Genomic DNA, 20,073 nt, shown 5'->3' with positions numbered 1-20,073 from the left:
CAAGAACAAAAATGTTCTTGGCTTTTTTCTATGCAATGAATGAGGTGATTTATGAAATGTTTAGATTTATTCGCTGGGATTGGTGGTTTTCGCTTAGGGATGGAACAAGCAGGCCATCAGTGTGTCGGCTTTTGTGAGATTGATGAATTTGCCCGGCGGAGTTATAAGGCAATCCATGATACAAGGAAGGAGGTGGAAATGCATGACATTACAAGTGTATCAGACGAGTTTGTTCGATCACTCGGACCAGTGGACATCCTTTGCGGCGGATTTCCGTGCCAAGCTTTTTCAATTGCGGGAAAGCGGCAAGGATTTTCCGATACTCGAGGTACTTTATTCTTTGAAATCGCTCGGTTCGCCGCTCTTCTCCGACCTAAGTTTTTATTCCTTGAGAACGTCCGGGGATTGCTCAATCACGAAGGAGGGGCTACGTTCGAGACGATCCTCCGAACGCTGGATGGATTGGGGTATGATGTGGAATGGCAAGTGCTTAACTCAAAGGCCTATGTTCCCCAAAGCAGCGAGCGGGTATTCCTTATCGGACATTCTCGAGACGCATGTACCGAACAAGTATTTCCTATCATTGGATCGTCTGCAACATCTGATCAAAACATCAGAAACGTGTTAAATATCAATCCTTCCAATCGTGGGATGGGTGGACAAGTCTATGGTCCAGATGGCGTGGCACCAACCTTAACAGGCGATGAAGGAATCAAAATCGCATTGCCCGCAAATGAGGGGATTTCTGTAGCGAGTATATTACCGGGGAATTTTGAACAAGGCAATCGGGTGTATGAGGTAACTGGAACGGCTCCCACCTTATCAACGAAACAAGGAGGGACAAAAATTATGATTCGGAAAAATGAAACTGAATACCAAGAAGTGAAGCCAGGGGATAGTGTGAACCTGGCTTTTCCTCGTTCCACTAGTCGTCGAGGTCGTCTTGGGAAACAAAGTGTGCATACCTTATTAACAGGAGACCAACAAGCAGTCGTCACGAATCAGTATCAGATTCGGAAGCTCACGCCAAGAGAGTGCTGGCGGCTACAAGGCTTTCCTGATTGGGCCTTTGATCGGGCGGCTCAAGTCAATTCAGATAGTCAGTTGTACAAACAGGCCGGAAACTCTGTGACAGTGCCGGTCATTTTTGATATTGCGAGAAGATTAAAGGAGGTGGAAATGCATGATTTATGATGAATTAATTGGGGAAATTTATTGGGTGATTGGCAAAATTCAGTCAGATCCAGAACTGGAAGAAGAATTACGCCGGCTCAATTTTGATATTCGTAAAAATGGGGTGAAAGTCCCTGATAATCCGTATGTAATGGATGAGGAGACGGATGCGCGAATTGAAGTGAATCAAGTGATTGCAGCATTTGAACGGATTGCCGATCTTGCGAAAGAGCCGGAGATTCAGCAATACTTGTTGGAAATGAAAGCAGAGTTGGAAGCAGATGGGATTACTGATGAGTAGCAGCTAAATCCCAACTGATAGGCGCTGCCCGCGGGGATTTGCGAAGCAGAAATCCTCCGTGGTGCTGTGCCTGTTCATGGTCGGCGTCAGCCGGCCATGATGTCTCACCCCCCGTATCTAACAGGGGGGTACAAAAACACAAAAAATAAGCAAGCAACGATTAAGAATCGGTGTTGTAGCAAGGATAATACGCAATTTTGGAAAATGTGAACTCGAATTGGCTAGTTCACATTTTGAAATTTGGTGGTGAATCATCAATGAGAAGAAGCTTTACAAAAGAATTATTGAAGGAAAAAAGGAAGGAGTATAAGGTCACTCAAAACAAGTTGGCAATCGCTTGTGATTTATCGCGAGAGTATCTCAATAAAATTGAGTCAGGAAAGAAGGTTCCTGCTAAAAGGGTCATGCGAAAGATTTTTCAACAGCTAGAAACATTCAACCCTGATTTGCCTTTAACGATGCTTTTTGATTATGTGCGCATCCGTTTCCCAACTACAAAAGCCCGGAAAATTATTCAAGAGGTTTTACATTTGAATTTTGACTATATGCTTCATGAGGATTATGCCTTTTATTCTTACCAAGAACAATTCGTTATGGGAGATATTGTAGTGATGGTTTCTCAGCAAGAAGACAAAGGAGTACTCATCGAAATGAAAGGGCGTGGGTGCCGCCAATTTGAAACATTCTTATTTGCACAAAAGAGAAGTTGGTACGACTTTTTCGAGGATTGTCTAAAAGTCGGTGGCGTGATGAAACGCTTGGATTTGGCAATCAATGATCGAGTCGGATTATTGGATATTCCTGAGTTGACCAGAAAGTGTCAAAATCAAGAATGCATCTCTCTATTCCGAACTTTCAAGAGTTATCGTTCAGGTGAGTTGATGAAGTCTGATGAAAAGGATGGTATGGGCAATACCTTGTATATTGGCAGTCTCAAAAGTGAGGTTTATTTCTGTCTCTATGAAAAAGACTATGAACAATATATCAAACTTGGAATACCTTTAGACCAGACGGAAACAAAAAATCGCTTCGAAATTCGCTTAAAAAACGAACGTGCTTATCACACAATTGTCGATTTGTTAAAAGGGCGAAGCATTGAAAGTACCACGTTTTCTATCATTACTCGTTATATGCGGATTGCAGATAAGGTACAGGGGAAAAGAAGAACCAATTGGCCCTTGAATGAAAAATGGGGGCGTTTTGTTGGGCGGAATCGCAAGGAAATTCAATTGACCTCAGAGCCAAAGCCTTACACAATTGAACGAACTTACAACTGGTTAGGAAGGCAAGTTGCCCCAACGCTAAAAATGACAATTGAGTTGGATCGTATTAGAGGAACCACGTTTATTAGTGACATGGTATTAAACGCCGAATTATCAGAACGGCATAAAAAGATTTTAGAACAGCAGAGTACAGCAATTGAAAACTTGATTGTATGAAAAGGGGAATCATGATGGGAATTGTAAAAGATATTTTATTGGTATTTGGTGGCAGTATGCTTGGTGTGACCGTGATGTGCTTGATGCATGCAAGTGCAGCAGCGGACCGAGCAATGGAAAAGAAAGGAAAGTGACGAGATGAATTTCGGACAAAATTTGTATCAATGGTTTTTAACCAATGCCCAATCCTTAGTCTTACTGGCGATTGTGGTCATTGGGTTATTTTTAGGATTTAAGCGTGAGTTTTCCAAATTGATTGGCTTTTTGGTGATTGCCTTAATTGCAGTGGGGCTGGTTTTTAATGCTTCTGGTGTGAAAGACGTCTTACTCAATTTGTTTAACCGAATTGTCGGGGCCTAAGGGGGGAGACAATATGGAACAGATGCGTGTTTATATTGCGAACCTTGGAAAATACAATGAAGGTGAGTTGGTGGGAGCGTGGTTTGCCCCACCTGTCGATTTTGATGAAGTGAAAGAACGGATTGGGCTAAATGAGGAGTATGAAGAGTACGCGATTCACGATTATGAATTGCCCTTTGAGATTGATGAATATACGCCAATTGAAGAGATTAATCGGTTGTGTGGTTTGACAGAAGAACTAGAAGGAACCCCGATTGGCGAAGTCGCCTCAGAGATTCAACATGCATTCTTCAACTTATTCGAGGAAATGGTAGAGCATGTGGATGATATTATTTGTTATCCGGATTGTAATGATATGAGTGATGTGGCGTATTATCTAATTACCGAATCGGGTGACTTTGGCGAAGTGCCGGAACATTTAAAGACATACATTGATTTTGATGCATGTGGTCGAGATTTGGAGATTGGAGGGAATTATTTGGTTACTAGTCGAGGGGTTTTTGAATATTCTGTTTAAAAGAATCCTTGTTTTTCATTACTGTAAGGGAGATAATATTGTGAAGGTATTTTCAATGTTAGGGGAATAGTCATGACAATTAACAAGGTTAGAATTCATAATATTGCAACTTACAGAAGTCCTGTCGATTTTGAACCTAGGAAAATAAACTTTTTATTTGGAAGCAATGGATGTGGTAAAACGACGATTTCAAATTTGTTGGGCGGGTATATTAATAGTGAACATTGCGAGATTGTAAATGATACGGATCAGATACTCGTCTACAACAAAAAATTTGTAGAGTCAAATTTTGCTTCACAAGTTAAAGGTATTTTTTCGTTGGGTGAAGATTCTGTATCAGTTCAAAGTCAAGTTCAAGAGCTCAATTTGCAGATTGAAAAGAAGAGACAAGATATTAACAGAAAAAGATTAAAAACAGAAGAGCTCGAAAATAATATTCTTACGGGTAGAGAGTCTCTAAAAGAGGAATGTTGGAAAATTCAGCAAGATTTAGGGCCTGCATTCCCAAAAGCGCTAACGGGTGTTAGAAAAAGCAAGGAGATTTTTCTATCGAGACTATTAGAAGAAAGTCAAAAAAGTACAGATCATATAGCTCCGTATGAAGAATTACTTGAAAGCTATGATTTAACATTCTCTTCTGAAAACACAACATACAAATTATTTGAGTTGCTTGATATACAAACAATCGATAATCTACAGGATAATACATTACTTAATAAAAAAATTATGGGTAGTGCTAATGCGCCTATAGGGCAATTTATAGAATACCTACAAAATAGTGATTGGGTAAGATCTGGTTTGTCATATCTTTCCAAAAGTGATTCAAAATGTCCGTTTTGTCATCAAGCATTACCCAAAAATTTTGAGAGAGAAATAGGTGAATACTTTGATGTAGTTTTCGAGAGGGAGGTTGGAGAGCTAGTAGATTTTATATCGAAGTACACGACATTTTTTGAAGATGTATTAAAAAAAATAATAGATATTGTTGATACTGATATTCCTTTTTTGGATATCTCTGATTTAAAGAATGCCATGGTCCAATTTGAAGCTATTACAAATTTAAATTATGAGCATTTGGCTAAGAAGCAGGAGTTACCATCCCATTCTATTGAACTTGTTTCAGTTAGTGATATTTGTCAAAATATAAATGTGATAATAACTGAACTGAATAGTAAAATAGAAAAAAATAATCAGATTAGTGTTAATCAGAGAGATGAACAAAGTAAGTTTAAGCAGAAATTATGGGGTTATATTGTAAAGCAAGCAGAAAGTTTAATATCTCAGTTTTCTACATTAAAAAATGGTATGGAGAAGGGGATAGAGGGAATTGAGAAAAGTATATTTAGTTGCGAGACTGAGGAACGGCAACTCTGCGAAACTGTAACTGAACTCGAAAAAAATTTAACTTCTATTACTCCTACGATAAAGGCGATTAATGGCATTTTAAAAAAATTTGGTTTCAAAGGATTTAAATTAGGTGAAAATGAGTCACAGAGTGGTACGTATAAGATTATACGTGATCTTTTATTTAACTTTGTAAAAGCACTCTATTTATGCTAACTCAATTATTTTAATCTTTTACATGGATATAGATTCTTCACTATTTAATATACAATTTAACCCTTACGACTAAAAGACAACATGATTACTCTTACGCGACTTTTTTCTATTGATAATAAGTCTAGGCGACAATATGACAATTTTTGACGATTGATAGTCATATTTTGATATAATTTCAAATTTAAAATATACAGAATATTATCGTTAGAAGTTAGAGATGTATGTTTAAAATGCAATATAGTTGCAGGGATAGAAGAGTGAATATTGATAAAAATCCAAAGTTTGAAATTTTTTTTCAATTAAGAAGAAAACTGAAGTTATTTATGAAAACGGTTTTCTAATTACTTTGTATCTATTGTTCTTCGATATATAAGGCTTTAAGATAGAAACAGATCAGTAGTATTTCCCTATTTCGGCCGAAGGAGAGAGAAAAGTGTTACTGGACAAAATACAAAACATCGATAATTTGACACCGCAAGAGAAACATTTGGTAGAGTATTTGCTAGCTCACCCCAAAGATATATTAAAGATGAACATTAAAGAGTTAGCACAAGTAAGTTACACAAGTCCTGCAACTGTTTTTAGACTTTGTAAAAAAGCAGGAGTCAGTGGTTATTCAGAATTCAAAATGATGTATGCCTCAGAATTACCTAATATTTTAGAATTAGATGGCGACTTAGATGTTCAGAATTTACAACGTGAAGATGATATGTCGATGATTTTGAAAAAAATTGAATCAATTCATAAACGCTCGATTGGTTATACAAAAAATCTTATAGAAAAAGATCAACTGCAAAACATTCGTCGTTTAGTCAGAAATGCTCGACGTATTGAAATTTATGGTGAAGGGTTAAATTTTGAACTGGCTAAGATTTTTCAATTAAATCTTCAAGAAATTGGCGTTGATGCGTGTGCTTATAATGCACTGAATCCCATGAATTCAAAATTTGTAAAGAGAAGAAATAGGCAAAGATCATTAGGAATTATACTGACTCATACAGGGAAAAATAGACATATGTATGAGATTGCTAAACAATTAGCGAGTGATGAATATCAGTTACTAGTAATTTGTGACAGCCGTAATCGTGAAATTAGTCGAATCTGTGACGAGACGATTGTCATAATGACAACCAAAAACTCTATTGAACTGAGTAATTTTGTTTATCTAGCAAGTTTACAATATGTTTTCGATATATTGACATCAGTTAAGTTACTTCAAAATTATGATGAAATTGAAAGTATTACAGAATTAGTTGAAAAAGAAAAGAGTAAGGATTGATTAATGATGTTAAAAAAAGATTTTTTATGGGGCGGGGCAGTAGCTGCTAACCAGTATGAAGGTGCCTGGAATATTGACGGAAAAGGGATAAGTGTAACAGATGTGATGTCTTCAGGAAATGTAACACAACCGCGAGAAATTACAGATTCGGTTCTTCCAAATTTATATTATCCAAATCATGATGCCATAGATTTTTATCATCATTATGAAGAAGACATTAAGCTGTTTGCGGAAGCTAGATTCAAATGTTTTCGCTTAAGTATTGCGTGGACTCGAATTTTTCCTAATGGTGACGAATTAGAACCTAATGAAGCTGGATTAGCTTATTATGATCGTGTATTTGATGAATGTTTAAAATACGGGATTCAACCTGTTGTGACTCTATCTCATTTCGAAATGCCGTTACATCTATCAAAAAATTATGGAGGTTGGCGTAATCGTAAGATGATTGAGTTTTTTCGAAGATATGCAAACACTTGCTTTGAAAGATATAAAGGAAAAGTAAAATATTGGATGACTTTCAACGAAATTAACAATTTGATTGATATTGATAATCCTTTTAATGCATGGACTGGTGGTGGTGTTTTATATAGTAGCGAAGAGAATGCTGAGGAAACTATGTATCAAATTAGCCACTATCAATTTGTAGCTAGCGCTCAAGCTGTGATTGATGCAAAGAAAATTGATCCTGATTTTCAAGTTGGATGTATGCTTCACTTTGGACCGATCTATCCACATTCAAGTAAGCCTGAAGATGTTATGGCGGCAGTGAAAGCTATGGATCGACGATATTTCTTTAGTGACCTTCATGTAAGAGGAGATTATCCGTCTTACACTATAAAATTATGGGAACGGAAAGCTTTTAAATTGGATATTACCGATGAAGATTTAGCGCTCATTAAAGAGGGGATTGTTGATTTTATCGGATTTAGCTACTATAAATCTACAACTGCAAAGTTTGATAAACAGCATGATTTTATCGAATTACCAAATCCCAATGTTCCTAAAAGTGATTGGGGATGGGCTATTGATCCTATCGGTTTAAGGGTTATTCTAAATGAAGTCTATGAACGATATGGCTTGCCGATGTTTATTGTCGAAAATGGATTTGGTGCTTATGATAAACTCCAAGATGGTCAAATAGAAGATAATTATCGAATTGAATATTTACAAAATCATGTCCGACAAATGATAAAGGCCATCGAAATTGATGGAGTTGACGTAATAGGGTACACACCTTGGGCAGCTATTGATATTGTAGCTGCTTCAACTGGTGAATATGCAAAAAGGTATGGGTTTATCTATGTCGATTTGAAAGATGGGGGTATCGGAACAGGAAAACGTTATAAGAAAGCGTCATTTTACTGGTATAAGGATGTAATAGATTCAAACGGAGAGTGTTTAAAAGATTAATTTTGGGTTGAAAATGAAAAAGAGGTGTACAAATTGGGAAAATTAATAAATGAAAAAGTGATACCTGCAGTTTTGAAATTTACTAATACAAAAGCAATTAGGGCATTAAAAGATGGTATGATGTATACGATGCCTTTTCTAATTGTGGGTTCAATTTTCTTGCTCTTAGCTAATATTCCGATTCCGATAGTGGCAGATTGGGTTAATAGCAGTGGATTGGGTATAGTTTTTTCACAGATTTTCCAATCTTCCTTTAATTTAATGGCTTTCTTTGCTGTAATAGGTATTTCTTATACTTATATTAAAAATGAGGGGATCCCAGCAGCACTTGCTGGAAGTCTTACCGCGTTATCGGCTTTTATTTTACTGATACCATCTTCTGTGTCAACAGAAGATGGTAAATTGGCAATTAATGTGATCTCGAAAGATTGGACATCAGGAAAAGGAATGATTTGTGCTATTTTGATTGGTATCGGAGTAGGCTGGTTATATAGTTTCTGCATGAAAAAAAATCTTCGAATCAAGATGCCCGATGGTGTACCACAGGGAGTAGCTAATTCTTTTGCGGCTTTAGTTCCTGCTGGAATCACCTTAACAATTACAGGGGTACTATTTGCAATCTTCCATTTTGTCACTAATTCTTCTTTCGCAGAGTTTATTTACAAAATGGTTCAAACGCCATTACAAGGGATTACCGATTCCTTCTGGGGAGTTGTAATTATGGCAATGATTATGTCATTGTTATGGTGGGTTGGTGTTCACGGAGGAAATATTTGCGGAGCTATATTAGCACCTATTTTGCAATCAAATATGGCAGATAACCAAGCAATTATTGATTCGGGAAAAGAGTTATCAATTGCTAATGGAGGACATATCTTCACACAACAATTTTGGGATAATTTTCTATGTATGACTGGTGCCGGTATTGTAATTGGTTTAGTTCTTTTTATCACATTTTTTGCAAAATCTAAACAATTGAAAGAGCTGGGCAAGTTAGCCTTCATTCCTAATTTGTTTAACATAAATGAGCCGATTATTTTCGGAGTACCTATTGTGATGAATCTTTACTTGTTGCTACCTTTTATTTTGGTTCCTATTTTGGTAGGGGCTTCTAGTTATATCCTTATGTCCTTGGGGATCCTTCCCTTATTTACAGGTGTAATGGTACCTTGGACCACACCACCAGTTATCTCAGGCTTCTTGATTGGAGGCTGGCGGGTTGCGTTATGGCAATTTGTCATCATAATAGTGTCGGTTGTTATTTACTATCCATTTATTAAGAAAGTCGATTTGACTTTAGCACAAAATGAAGTTTAAGCTTCTCATAACACAATAATTCATGATTTGGAGCCATTAATAGCGTTCATATTGTCTTTTTAATAGTCATAAGTGGACATTGAAAAGACTATGTTTTTCCTGATATTTTTAAATGTATCAGGGATTTTAAATTGCTAACTAATTAATACTATTGTGAGTAGTTTGAGAATAAAAATTTAGGGTATGGAAAGTATGGAGGCATGTATACTAAAAAGTATGGGAAGCATTTTTAGATAATAAAAGGATAACAATAATCTACCATAATTTTAATTTCATTGAATTATAGTCTCTTTCGTATATTTCCGAATTAAAACGAAGATTACTCTGAATAATCCAGTTAATTAAAAATTCAATTATATTTTAAAAAATTATTCAGTGCAAATGGTTTAATAATGATATCGTATCTGATTACCTGATCGCCGATAAACCACCATTAAAAAAGTATTTTCGTGTATAGCCAATAAAAATAAAGAAAAATAGAAAATATAGACGGATAACTATTTTACCGATTCTATATTTTCTATTTTTAGTCTAATTAACTTGTACCATTAAATTATTAGTCAAATAATAGGTAGAGATTTGATATCAAATAAAGTACGTAAAATGTTGGCATTGTTTCACTTGTTTAGGATTTTTATTTTTAATTAAGTTACTTTTAACTTGAAAGTTTGACAATTGTATTACATTGTTATATATATTTTTTTATAGTTAAAAGGAGGGAATACGATGAGCATTACAACAATTCTTCTGCAACTTGCTTTAATAGTATGCGAAGAGTTTTAGAACATTATTTTCAATTACTTGGTGGCAAAAATTATGAAAAATGTATTGATGAGTTTGAAGGAGAAGATAAGATAGTTTGTAATGCATTAATTTCAGTTATTAACGATGGTTCTCATTATGTTAATGATGACTTTGTAATTCAATTTGATTCTGACAGTATTCAAAGATATAAAGAAGTTTTCAAACAGGTTTTTGAGAAACTTGGACAATTGGATCATTATGAGATGATGATGAGCAGGTAGAAAAATTCTACCTGCTTTTTGAAAGGGGAAACTATGAAAAAAATAAAAAGCTATACCAGTATTTGGGCAGTTGAAAAAGTCATTTACGCAATCAATGACTTTCAGCTGCCTTTTCCTGTGACCTTTAATCAAATGGCTTGGTTTGTTTTGTCCTTGCTGTTTGTCATCGTATTTGCTCATGTGCCTCCGCTATCCATGATAGAGGGGGCTTTTTTAAAATACTTGGGCCTACCGGTGGCAGTCACGTGGTTTATGTCGCAAAAGACCTTTGACGGCAAGAAACCATTGGGATTTCTACGATCCTTTATTAGCTATCACTTGCGTTTTAAGGTCACTTTTGCGGGAAAGAAAGTCAAAGAACAGAAAAAACGATGGGATGAACCTGTCACTTTAGTGAGGAGTGTGAATTATGTACCCGATTAAGTATATTGAAAATAATCTTGTTTTTAACCAAGAAGGCGAGTGTTTTGCCTACTATGAACTAGTGCCTTATAATTACTCCTTTTTGTCACCTGAACAGAAGTATCAAGTGCATGATAACTTTCGCCAATTGATTGCGCAAAACCGTGAAGGCAAAATCCATGCGCTACAAATTGCCACAGAAAGTAGTATTCGCGCCACGCAAGAACGATCGAAAAAAGAAATTACAGGTAGACTCAAAGAAGTAGCGAAACGGCGAATTGATTTACAGACAGATGCATTAATATCCATGATTGGCGATAGTCAGATTGATTATCGCTTTTTTATTGGTTTCAAATTGATTGCGACAGACGAAGAAGTGAATCTAAAGAGTCTCAAGAAATCTTTCTTTTCTGGGCTTCAAGAGTTTGTCTACGGGGTGAATCATCATTTGATGGGGGATTTTGTTTCCTTGTCCAATGAAGAAATTCGCCGGTATACCAAGCTTGAGAAATTAATGGAAAGTAAGCTGGCGCGACGATTTAAAGTCAGACAAGTGACACCTAGTGATCTCACTTACTTAATTGAACATATTTATGGCGAAAAGGGTACGCCATTTGAGGAATATGAGTTTCAACTACCAAAGAAAAAGCTGAAATCAGAAACGTTGGTGAAACGCTACGACTTATTGCGTCCTAGTCGTTGTTTGATTGAAGAAAAACCGCGGTACTTACGCATGGAACACGAAAATCATGAATCGTATGTAGCGTACTTAACAATTAATACGATTGTAGGAGAGATGGAATTTCCTTCCTCGGAACTGTTTTATTACCAGCAACAACAGTTCACGTTTCCTATCGACACGAGTATGAATGTAGAAATTGTCACCAACAAAAAAGCCCTCGCCACCGTTCGCAACAAGAAAAAGGAACTGAAAGATTTAGACAACCATGCCTACCAATCTGACAATGAGACCAATTCCAATGTCTTGGATGCTTTGGACTCAGTAGATGAACTGGAAACCACACTGGATCAGTCGAAAGAATCCATGTATAAACTGAGTTACGTGGTTCGGGTGAGTGCGGAATCCGTGGATGAACTAAAACGTCGCTGTGATGAGGTGTTGGATTTTTATGATGACACCAATGTAAAACTAGTTCGGCCCTTTGGCGATATGATGGGCTTGCATGAAGAGTTTTTGCCTTCTAGCAAGCGGTATATGAACGATTATATTCAATATGTCACTTCTGATTTTCTTGCAGGGCTTGGTTTTGGGGCAACTCAGATGCTAGGAGAATTGGAAGGAATATACTTTGGCTACAACGTGGATACAGGGCGGAATGTTTACCTGAAACCGGCATTAGCATCACAAGGTGTAAAAGGTTCGGTCACCAATGCTTTGGCAGTTGCTTTCCTTGGTTCACTCGGTGGCGGGAAATCCTTTAGCAACAATCTCTTGGTCTATTATGCTGTTTTATTCGGTGGACAAGCTGTGATTGTCGATCCAAAAGGAGAACGTGGTGGCTGGAAAGAAACTTTGCCAGAAATTTCGGATGAAATCAATATTCTCAACTTAACCAGTAAGCCAGAAAATCAAGGGTTACTTGATCCCTATGTGATTATGAAGAAAAAGAAAGACTCCGAAAGTTTGGCGATTGATATTCTGACTTTCTTAACAGGGATTTCTAGCCGAGATGGGGAGAAGTTTCCCGTTTTGCGCAAAGCCATTCGAACGGTTACTCAAAGTGATCAGCGAGGGTTATTACAAGTCATAAACGAACTTCGAAAAGATGGCACACCAGTCGCAGAAAATATCGCAGATCATATTGAGTCCTTTACTGATTATGATTTTGCCCATTTGCTTTTCTCAGATGGTTCCATTACCCAATCGATTAGTTTAGACAAGCAGTTGAATATCATTCAAGTGGCGGATCTGGTGTTACCTGATGCGGAAACCACTTTTGAAGAATACACCACGATGGAATTGCTTAGTGTTTCGATGCTAATCGTCATTTCCACTTTTGCCTTGGACTTTATCCATAGTAACCGAGAAATCTTCAAAATTGTCGATTTGGATGAGGCTTGGAGTTTTCTTCAAGTGGCTCAAGGAAAAACGTTATCGAATAAGCTTGTTCGTGCTGGTCGGGCCATGAATGCTGGGGTCTATTTCGTCACTCAAAATAGCGACGATTTATTGGATGAACGTTTAAAAAATAATATCGGGTTGAAGTTTGCTTTTCGCAGTACCGATATTCATGAAATCAAGAAGACTTTGGAATTCTTTGGCTTAGATCAAGAAGATGAAAGCAATCAAAAACGCCTACGAGATTTGGAAAACGGACAATGTTTAATGCAAGATTTGTATGGTCGAGTAGGTGTGGTTCAAGTTCATCCAGTCTTCGAAGAACTCTTCCATGCTTTTGATACCCGTCCACCTGTTCAAGAGAGAATGGAGTGAGGAGATGAAAAAGAAACTTTTTCGGATTGTGGGAATCGTTTTTATTAGCATCATCACTCTGACAGTTCTATTGAGTTTAGTCGGTACGGTAGCTGAGGCGACTGGATTAGTTGATGATACAGTTGAAGTGGGAAATCTTTATTCCCAATATTCACTTGGTAACTATCAGTTGGATTTCTTTGTGGATAGTTCATGGGATTGGCTACCTTGGAACTGGGGCGATGGCTTAGGGAAGAGCGTGATGTATGGTCTTTATGCCATTACTAATTTCATTTGGACAGTTAGTTTGTATTTATCGAATGCCACGGGTTATGTGGTTCAAGAGGCTTATAAATTGGATTTTATTTCGGATACGGCTGAAAGTATTGGGAAGAATATCCAGACGCTAGCTGGTATAAACGAAAATGGTTTTCAAACTTCTGGATTCTACTTTGGATTTCTGTTATTGATGATTTTGGCATTAGGAGCTTATGTTGCGTACACCGGATTGATTAAACGAGAAACCACCAAAGCAGTTCGGGCCGTGATAAATTTTGTGATGATCTTTCTACTTTCAGGTTCCTTTATTGCCTATGCGCCTACTTATATCACAAAAATCAATGATTTTAGCTCAGATGTCAGTGAAGCGGCTCTTAGCCTCGGTACTGATATTGTGGTACCTAATTCGGAAAGCCAAGGAAAAGATAGTGTGGATTTGATCCGTGATAGTTTGTTTTCCATCCAAGTCCAACAACCCTGGTTACTATTGCAATTCGATGATTCCAATATAGAAGAAATAGGAGAAGAGCGAGCCAATAAGATTTTATCTGTAAGTCCTGATGAAAATAAGGGGAAGGATCGGGAAGGAGCGGTTAAAGCCGAGATTGAAGACAACGACAATGCGAATCTAAGTATTACGAAGACCATGAACCGCTTAGGAACCGTGGTCTTTTTGGTGTTGTTCAATATAGGGATTTCCTTCTTTGTTTTTCTTTTAACAGGGATTATGTTGTTTTCGCAAATTCTCTTTATAATCTTTGCGATGTTTCTTCCTATCAGTTTCTTATTGTCCATGTTGCCGACTTATGAAAGTTTGGGAAAGAAGGCGATTATTCGCTTATTCAATACGATTATGATGCGAGCGGGAGTGACCCTGGTGATTACGACTGCATTTAGTATCTCCACGATGTTTTTCAACATTTCCGCAACCTATCCATTTTTCATGGTTGCTTTTCTGCAAATTGTGACCTTTGCCGGTATCTATTTCAAATTGGGTGACATTATGAGTATGTTCAATCTCCAAAGTAATGATAGTCAGTCAATGGGAAGACGGGTCATGCGAAAACCCCAAATGTTGATGAACCGTAAATTGCGACAACTTAATCGAAATGTGGGTCGAACTTTTGCTTTTGGTGGCGGTGCAGCAGTTGGTGGGAAACTAGCTACCAGTTCTACAAAAGGGAAAGGTAGTTCAAAAATCAATAGAGTGTCCAATAGAAAGAACCATTCCGCGGGAAGCATTAACGAGCTAAATTCTGATCTGAAAAAACAAGAACAACCAGTGGGCACGAAGAAAGAATCACGAATAAATTTAGTTGGTAGAAAAGTTGGAAAAGTACTCGATACAAAAGAAATCGTGAAGGACAAAGCGAAACAAGCAAAAAATCAAGTAACCGATGCACCAACTAACTTGAAATACAGCCTTCATAAAGGCATGGAAAAGACGAAAAAAGTACCAGAGGACTTTAAGCGAGGGCTTTTCGAAGAAAAAGCAAATCGAGGGGAGTTGCGAGAAAAACAACGACAACGAAGAGACGCAAAAATGGATGAAAAACGCAAAGTATTGAACGAAGCATGGAATCGTCATGAGAAAGGAAGGGAAAATGTTCCGATAAAAAAGGAGATAAAACCACAGAAAAATGAACTACCAGAAAATAGGTCTTTAAAACCAAGGGTACAAGTACATTCGAATCCTGAAATCAAACGGAAACTTTCTAGTCAAGAAGTCATTCCAAACGGAAGCACTCAGCCACTAAGCAAGAACAATTCCTTTCAACAAGTGAAACAGAGATTCACTTTTCCAAAGCGAACCAATCAACAAGTACAAAGAAAAAAGAACCCTCGCCCAAAACCAAAGCCAGGTGAGAAAAGATGAACTTAAAAAAATTGAGTATTATTTCGTTAACCTTCCTGACCATCTCTTTTGTGGGCATCTTGATGTGTGTGAGTTTGTTGTTTGGTGAGGACAGTGAGGGAAGTGGTAGTTCTGGAACTTCTCCTGGAGGTAGTAGTGTCTCAGAAGTAGTTTTGAAACACCGTTCAATGGTGGAAAAGTATGCCAAAGAATCAGATATAACAGAGTATGTTTCGATTCTTTTGGCGATTATTCAAGTCGAATCTGGAGGCACAATGGAAGATGTCATGCAAAGTTCTGAATCAGCAGGTTTATCACCGAATTCATTAAGTACCGAGGCATCCATCAAACAAGGGTGTCTCTATTTTTCGTCTTTGGTTAAGTGTTCCAAAGAACTAGGATGCGATCAAGATAGTATCATTCAGGCTTATAACTATGGTGACGGGTATTTGGATTATGTCGCGAAAAACGGAAAGAAGCATAGTTTTGCTTTAGCCGAATCTTTTTCAAAAGAAAAATCGGGTGGTCAAAAAGTCGATTATCCCAATCCCATCGCGATTAAGGAAAATAGTGGGTGGCGGTATAACTATGGCAATATGTTTTATTGCTTATTAGTGAAGCAGTATCTAACTACAACACAGTTTGATGATAAAACAGTCCAAGGAATTTTTGACGAGGCGTTCAAGTATGAAGGAACGGCTTATGTATTTGGTGGGTCAAGTCCCGGAACTGGGTTTGATTGTAGTGGTTTAACTCAATGGTGTTATGCCAAAGTTGGTTTGAAACTCCCTCGGGTGGCTCAGGATCAATATGATGCTATGACTCATATTGACTTAAAAGATGCCAAACCAGGCGATTTGATTTTCTTTCATTCAACTTATGATGCCGGTACTTATGTGACTCATGTGGGCATTTATGCAGGAGAGAACAGAATGTTTCATGCAGGAGATCGTGCGAGACGTTCCTAACTGAAAAGGTTAGGCAGTTACAACCTCGCAAAAACAAAAGTTGTAACGAGAACTGATAATTCGAAAAGTCGAATGACGGAGTAACGCCCTGAAAGGCTTTGGCTAAAACTGCGACAGGCGATAAATTATTAAGGATTTCATGGTCTGAAGCTCGCAGAAGTCGACTGAGAAGACACCCTAATCGTATTTTGAGAATACGAAAGGAAATGCGAACTAGAGGTAGTCGAGTGTCCGATAGGTCGGGCTTCCATAAAATACTCATGGTAAGAATGTGCGAAAAGCACTGACGAAATTCTGAATGTACGTGTCTATACCGCGAAGTTGTCTAACGGCAGCTACTACAAATCGTAGGGTTTGTGGGGTGGAGTAAAACTGGTCACTATGAAACTCCCTATATTGTTACAGGCGATATCAAGCAAACAGGCACAGAGGGATTACCTAAAAGTATGATGAACGGATAGAATTATCGGAACGTCGTAAGCTGAAAACACGGATACGCTTATTCGTAAATGAAGTGTTTGTAAGGAAAAGCCTTGACTATAACTTACATTAATTTCAGTGAAAGCGGTGGCACAGTACCTACGAAACAGTGACAACAAGCTGTGGAGGAATAGCCACTAGTCAACAGTAATTCAATCTATTTGACTGTTCATGAATTAGGTTCGGGTAAGACTAAGATAGGAAAACTTCATTATTACGGAAGGAACCAACTAATGACAGTCAAAGTTAGTAACAAAAAGGCTCTGAGGTTCAATGAGTATTACGATACTCAGAAAATTCAAGACGAACTCTATCAATTATCTGCCGAAGGCAGTCATGTGTTTAGAGATTTAATGAGCTATATCACACAAGAAGAAAATATTTTATTGGCTTATCGAAATATCAAAAGCAATAAAGGCAGTAAAACTGCTGGAACAAATAAAAGAACGATTATTGATGTTGGTGAAGAAAACCCATATCAATTAGTTCAATACGTTCAAAATCGATTCAACAACTTTCAACCTCACTCCATCAGAAGAGTCGAGATTCCAAAGCCTAATGGTAAAACCAGACCGCTAGGAATCCCAACAATTGAGGATAGATTAGTACAGCAATGCATAAAGCAAATCCTTGAACCAATTTTGGAAGCAAAATTCCATAAGCATTCTTATGGATTTCGACCAGAAAGAAGTTCACATCATGCCATAGCGATATTTCAGCAATGGACATTTAAAGGATTTCACTATGTAGTGGACATTGATATTAAGGGCTTCTTTGACAATGTAAATCATGGGAAATTGCTTAAGCAACTCTGGACACTGAAAATTCGAGACAAGACATTTATTTCAATATTGTCGAGAATGCTTAAAGCAGAGGTAAAAGGCATTGGAAAATCAACCAAAGGAACCCCACAAGGTGGTATTCTTTCTCCTCTTTTAGCTAATGTGGTGCTAAACGAATTAGATTGGTGGATAGATAGTCAGTGGGACGGATTTCCAACCAAAAGAGAATACAGTAGTCTGTTGAGTAAAACTCAATCGATAAGAAAGTATTCAAACTTGAAAGAAATCAAAATTGTCCGTTATGCAGATGATTTCAAAATCATGTGCAAAGATTATCATACTGCCCAGAAAATTTTCCTCGCAACAAAACAATGGTTAAAAGTACGACTTGATTTAGACGTAAGTCCTGAAAAGTCAAAAGTAACTAATCTGAGAAAAAATTATTCTGACTTTCTAGGATTCAAGTTGAAAGTGAAAAAAGGAAAAGCAAACAGATATACCAATCGAAGCCGAATGTGTGATAAGGCAAAGATTAATGCGGTAGATAAACTAAAAAACAATATCAAAACAATCGCCGCTAATCCAACTGTAGATAATGTCAATAAGTACAACTCTGTTGTTCTAGGTTTGCATAACTATTATAAAATTGCGACTCTGGTCAACTTAGATTTTGTAGATATTGCTTTCACAGTAAATAAAAGTCTTGATTGTCGAACCAAAAATATTCGCAATAAGCACGGAACGATAACCAGTACCTATCAAAAATTCTATAAGCAATATAACTGGAAGAAACGATTCATAGCGAGCATGATTTTATTCCCAATAGCCGGGATAAAATTTACAATGCCAAGAATCTTTCCGAAGGACTGGAATCGATATACGCCTGAAGGTAGACTGTTTATTCATCAAAGATTAAAGATGGATATGCATACTGTTTATTACCTGCTGGAAAATTCCAATCCAAATAAGTCTGTAGAATTTAACGATAATCGAATCTCTCTGTTCATAGCCCAACAAGGAAAATGTCATGTTAGTGGTGAAAATTTATCAAAAGATAATATGGAAGTTCATCACGTGAAGCCGTTATCACTTGGTGGGAATGATAACTATAAGAATCTTGTGATTGTTACAAAAGAAACACACAAATTGATTCATGCGGCTAAAAGAGAAACGATAGTCCATTATTCACCTTCGGTATTAAAAAAGGAAAGATCATTGGAAAAGCTGAATAAATTACGTGCTTTAGCTGGGAATAGTGAAATAGAAACGAATTACTGTTGATGGAACGCCGTGTGAGGGGAAACTATCATGCACGGTGTGAAGCGGGGGAAAAGATGGAGATAACCTCAAAGTCTTACCTATCGCTATCGGTGGGTTGGACCAATCTTACCGATAGCTATTGGCAACAGCACATTATTGGTGCTGGTCGGTATAAACAATAGAAAAGAGGAATGGAAAATGAAGATAAAAATTGAGCGAAGTAAAAAGGAAAAGATTCCAAAAAAGAAGAAAGAACGAGTAGTATCCGTGGGCAAGCATCGAAAAATGGTGCTTGCCCTTTGGCTTTTATTGTCTTGTAGCCTTGCTTTTGGAATCTACAAAAACTTCACGGCCATTGATCAGCATACAACTCATGAGAAAGTGGTCGTGAAAGAGAAAATAGTGAATACCTCTGGAGTAGAAAATTTTACTGTAGATTTTGTGAAAGAATATTTTTCATGGAAGAATAACAAGGAGGTAATTGAAAAGAGAATGACTAATCTTGAGCAGTACCTTACAGAAGAAGGGCTCGCTTTGAGCCAAGATATGGTTCGAGCGGATATTCCCACTAGTTCCGAGGTTGTATCAGTAAAAATTCTAGATGTTGAAAAACACTCGGAAGAATTTGTCGTTTCATTTGTGGTAGATCAAAAGATTACAGAAGGGAAAAAGACACAATCAATTTCTTCTGCATATCGTCTGATGATCTTTGAAGATGAAAAAGGCAATCATATTGTAACGAGTTTACCCACTATGATTGGTAAGCCAGAAAAGGCAAAACATGAAGTAAGACAAGTAAAAAGTGATTCAAAAATTGATTCAAAGACAACGGAAGAAATCACCGAGTTTTTAGAGACGTTTTTCAGGCTTTATCCAGCAGCCTCAGAAAAAGAACTGGAGTATTATGTTGAAAAAGACGCGATGCAACCAATTAATACTAATTTGAAATTTGTGGAATTAGTGAATCCTATTTACAAACAAAAGGGTAAAGCGATTCAAGTGATTGTTGGTGTTGAGTATCTTGATGAGTTGTCCAAAACAACAAGTGTTTTTCAGTATAGATTAAAACTATACAAAAATGAAAATTGGACTATTAGCAATTGTGAATAAATAAAAGATTATCTAAAAGCAATCCAACATTTGGAATTACGTCGTTCAAATGTTGGATCACTTTTAAGAAGACTAAGTGGTGGTAAAATATCTTTCAATTTATACATAAATACTAAATT

The 20,073-nt window shown here is 37.1% G+C and carries 15 protein-coding genes and 3 pseudogenes; all 18 read left to right on the top strand.

From position 1 onward, the window contains the following. Nucleotides 1-51: 51 nt before the first annotated feature. The 18 genes and pseudogenes from dcm (at nt 52) to IGI41_RS10815 (ending at nt 19,954) form a co-directional block, all read left to right on the top strand. Nucleotides 52-1,194: a DNA (cytosine-5-)-methyltransferase gene (gene dcm, locus IGI41_RS10900; protein ID WP_430609792.1), complete on the top strand. Its 1,143-nt coding sequence runs from the start codon at nt 52-54 to the stop codon at nt 1,192-1,194. Continuing rightward, nucleotides 1,184-1,474 (top strand): hypothetical protein, encoded by a 291-nt coding sequence (locus IGI41_RS10895; protein WP_430609791.1) that lies wholly within the window; start codon nt 1,184-1,186, stop codon nt 1,472-1,474. Before dcm ends, IGI41_RS10895 begins: the two co-directional genes overlap by 11 nt. Before the next feature lie 257 nt (nt 1,475-1,731). Then, complete coding sequence (gene mobT, locus IGI41_RS10890) at nt 1,732-2,913, top strand: MobT family relaxase (protein ID WP_430612823.1); 1,182 nt, start codon at nt 1,732-1,734, stop codon at nt 2,911-2,913. Further along, nucleotides 2,910-3,047: a DUF3789 domain-containing protein gene (locus IGI41_RS10885; protein ID WP_430609790.1), complete on the top strand. Its 138-nt coding sequence runs from the start codon at nt 2,910-2,912 to the stop codon at nt 3,045-3,047. The genes mobT and IGI41_RS10885 overlap by 4 nt, the downstream gene beginning before the upstream one ends. A 4-nt stretch (nt 3,048-3,051) precedes the next feature. Beyond that, nucleotides 3,052-3,273: a hypothetical protein gene (locus IGI41_RS10880; protein WP_002298822.1), complete on the top strand. Its 222-nt coding sequence runs from the start codon at nt 3,052-3,054 to the stop codon at nt 3,271-3,273. A 13-nt stretch (nt 3,274-3,286) separates the two neighbouring features. Then, nucleotides 3,287-3,790 (top strand): antirestriction protein ArdA, encoded by a 504-nt coding sequence (locus IGI41_RS10875; RefSeq protein ID WP_430609789.1) that lies wholly within the window; start codon nt 3,287-3,289, stop codon nt 3,788-3,790. A 72-nt stretch (nt 3,791-3,862) separates the two neighbouring features. Beyond that, nucleotides 3,863-5,350 (top strand): AAA family ATPase, encoded by a 1,488-nt coding sequence (locus IGI41_RS10870; protein WP_430609788.1) that lies wholly within the window; start codon nt 3,863-3,865, stop codon nt 5,348-5,350. A gap of 433 nt (nt 5,351-5,783) precedes the next feature. Further along, nucleotides 5,784-6,629 (top strand): MurR/RpiR family transcriptional regulator, encoded by an 846-nt coding sequence (locus IGI41_RS10865; RefSeq protein ID WP_430609787.1) that lies wholly within the window; start codon nt 5,784-5,786, stop codon nt 6,627-6,629. Nucleotides 6,630-6,635: 6 nt separating this feature from the next. Continuing rightward, the gene (locus tag IGI41_RS10860) at nt 6,636-8,042 is read left to right on the top strand and encodes a 6-phospho-beta-glucosidase (RefSeq protein WP_430609786.1); all 1,407 of its coding nucleotides are present in this window, start codon (nt 6,636-6,638) and stop codon (nt 8,040-8,042) included. A 24-nt stretch (nt 8,043-8,066) separates the two neighbouring features. Then, a complete protein-coding gene (locus tag IGI41_RS10855; RefSeq protein ID WP_430609785.1) occupies nt 8,067-9,359 on the top strand; it encodes a PTS sugar transporter subunit IIC in 1,293 nt (430 codons plus the stop codon). Nucleotides 9,360-10,027: 668 nt separating this feature from the next. After that, entirely contained in the window at nt 10,028-10,384 is a 357-nt protein-coding gene (locus IGI41_RS10850; RefSeq protein ID WP_430609784.1) for an AAA family ATPase, read from the top strand. Nucleotides 10,385-10,417: 33 nt separating this feature from the next. Further along, nucleotides 10,418-10,807, top strand: a complete 390-nt coding sequence (locus IGI41_RS10845; RefSeq protein WP_430609783.1) for a conjugal transfer protein — start codon at nt 10,418-10,420, stop codon at nt 10,805-10,807. Further along, a complete protein-coding gene (locus IGI41_RS10840; RefSeq protein WP_430612821.1) occupies nt 10,791-13,241 on the top strand; it encodes an ATP-binding protein in 2,451 nt (816 codons plus the stop codon). The genes IGI41_RS10845 and IGI41_RS10840 overlap by 17 nt, the downstream gene beginning before the upstream one ends. Before the next feature lie 4 nt (nt 13,242-13,245). Beyond that, nucleotides 13,246-15,054 (top strand): annotated as a pseudogene (locus IGI41_RS10835) (CD3337/EF1877 family mobilome membrane protein); the annotation flags it as partial. 317 nt (nt 15,055-15,371) lie between these two features. After that, nucleotides 15,372-16,304 (top strand): annotated as a pseudogene (locus tag IGI41_RS10830) (lysozyme family protein); the annotation flags it as partial. Nucleotides 16,305-17,035: 731 nt separating this feature from the next. Continuing rightward, nucleotides 17,036-18,865, top strand: a complete 1,830-nt coding sequence (gene ltrA, locus IGI41_RS10825; protein WP_430609782.1) for a group II intron reverse transcriptase/maturase — start codon at nt 17,036-17,038, stop codon at nt 18,863-18,865. 89 nt (nt 18,866-18,954) lie between these two features. Beyond that, nucleotides 18,955-19,026: pseudogene (locus IGI41_RS10820) on the top strand (peptidase P60); the annotation flags it as partial. A 16-nt stretch (nt 19,027-19,042) separates the two neighbouring features. Beyond that, nucleotides 19,043-19,954, top strand: coding sequence for a conjugal transfer protein (locus IGI41_RS10815; protein ID WP_430609781.1), 912 nt, complete (start codon nt 19,043-19,045; stop codon nt 19,952-19,954). Nucleotides 19,955-20,073 lie beyond the last annotated feature (119 nt).

This window comes from Enterococcus sp. DIV0876 (genome assembly GCF_050529585.1).
GTDB lineage: Bacteria > Bacillota > Bacilli > Lactobacillales > Enterococcaceae > Enterococcus_D.
This window is presented reverse-complemented; position numbering and strand designations above follow the sequence as displayed.

Bases quoted from the DNA above. Each gene is read 5' to 3' on its own strand.
- IGI41_RS10870 (WP_430609788.1), top strand. From the start codon at position 3,863: ATGACAATTAACAAGGTTAGAATTCATAATATTGCAACTTACAGAAGT.
- IGI41_RS10875 (WP_430609789.1), top strand. From the start codon at position 3,287: ATGGAACAGATGCGTGTTTATATTGCGAACCTTGGAAAATACAATGAA.
- IGI41_RS10880 (WP_002298822.1), top strand. From the start codon at position 3,052: ATGAATTTCGGACAAAATTTGTATCAATGGTTTTTAACCAATGCCCAA.
- IGI41_RS10860 (WP_430609786.1), top strand. From the start codon at position 6,636: ATGTTAAAAAAAGATTTTTTATGGGGCGGGGCAGTAGCTGCTAACCAG.
- IGI41_RS10815 (WP_430609781.1), top strand. From the start codon at position 19,043: ATGAAGATAAAAATTGAGCGAAGTAAAAAGGAAAAGATTCCAAAAAAG.
- ltrA (WP_430609782.1), top strand. From the start codon at position 17,036: ATGACAGTCAAAGTTAGTAACAAAAAGGCTCTGAGGTTCAATGAGTAT.
- dcm (WP_430609792.1), top strand. From the start codon at position 52: ATGAAATGTTTAGATTTATTCGCTGGGATTGGTGGTTTTCGCTTAGGG.
- IGI41_RS10885 (WP_430609790.1), top strand. From the start codon at position 2,910: ATGAAAAGGGGAATCATGATGGGAATTGTAAAAGATATTTTATTGGTA.
- IGI41_RS10845 (WP_430609783.1), top strand. From the start codon at position 10,418: ATGAAAAAAATAAAAAGCTATACCAGTATTTGGGCAGTTGAAAAAGTC.
- IGI41_RS10895 (WP_430609791.1), top strand. From the start codon at position 1,184: ATGATTTATGATGAATTAATTGGGGAAATTTATTGGGTGATTGGCAAA.
- mobT (WP_430612823.1), top strand. From the start codon at position 1,732: ATGAGAAGAAGCTTTACAAAAGAATTATTGAAGGAAAAAAGGAAGGAG.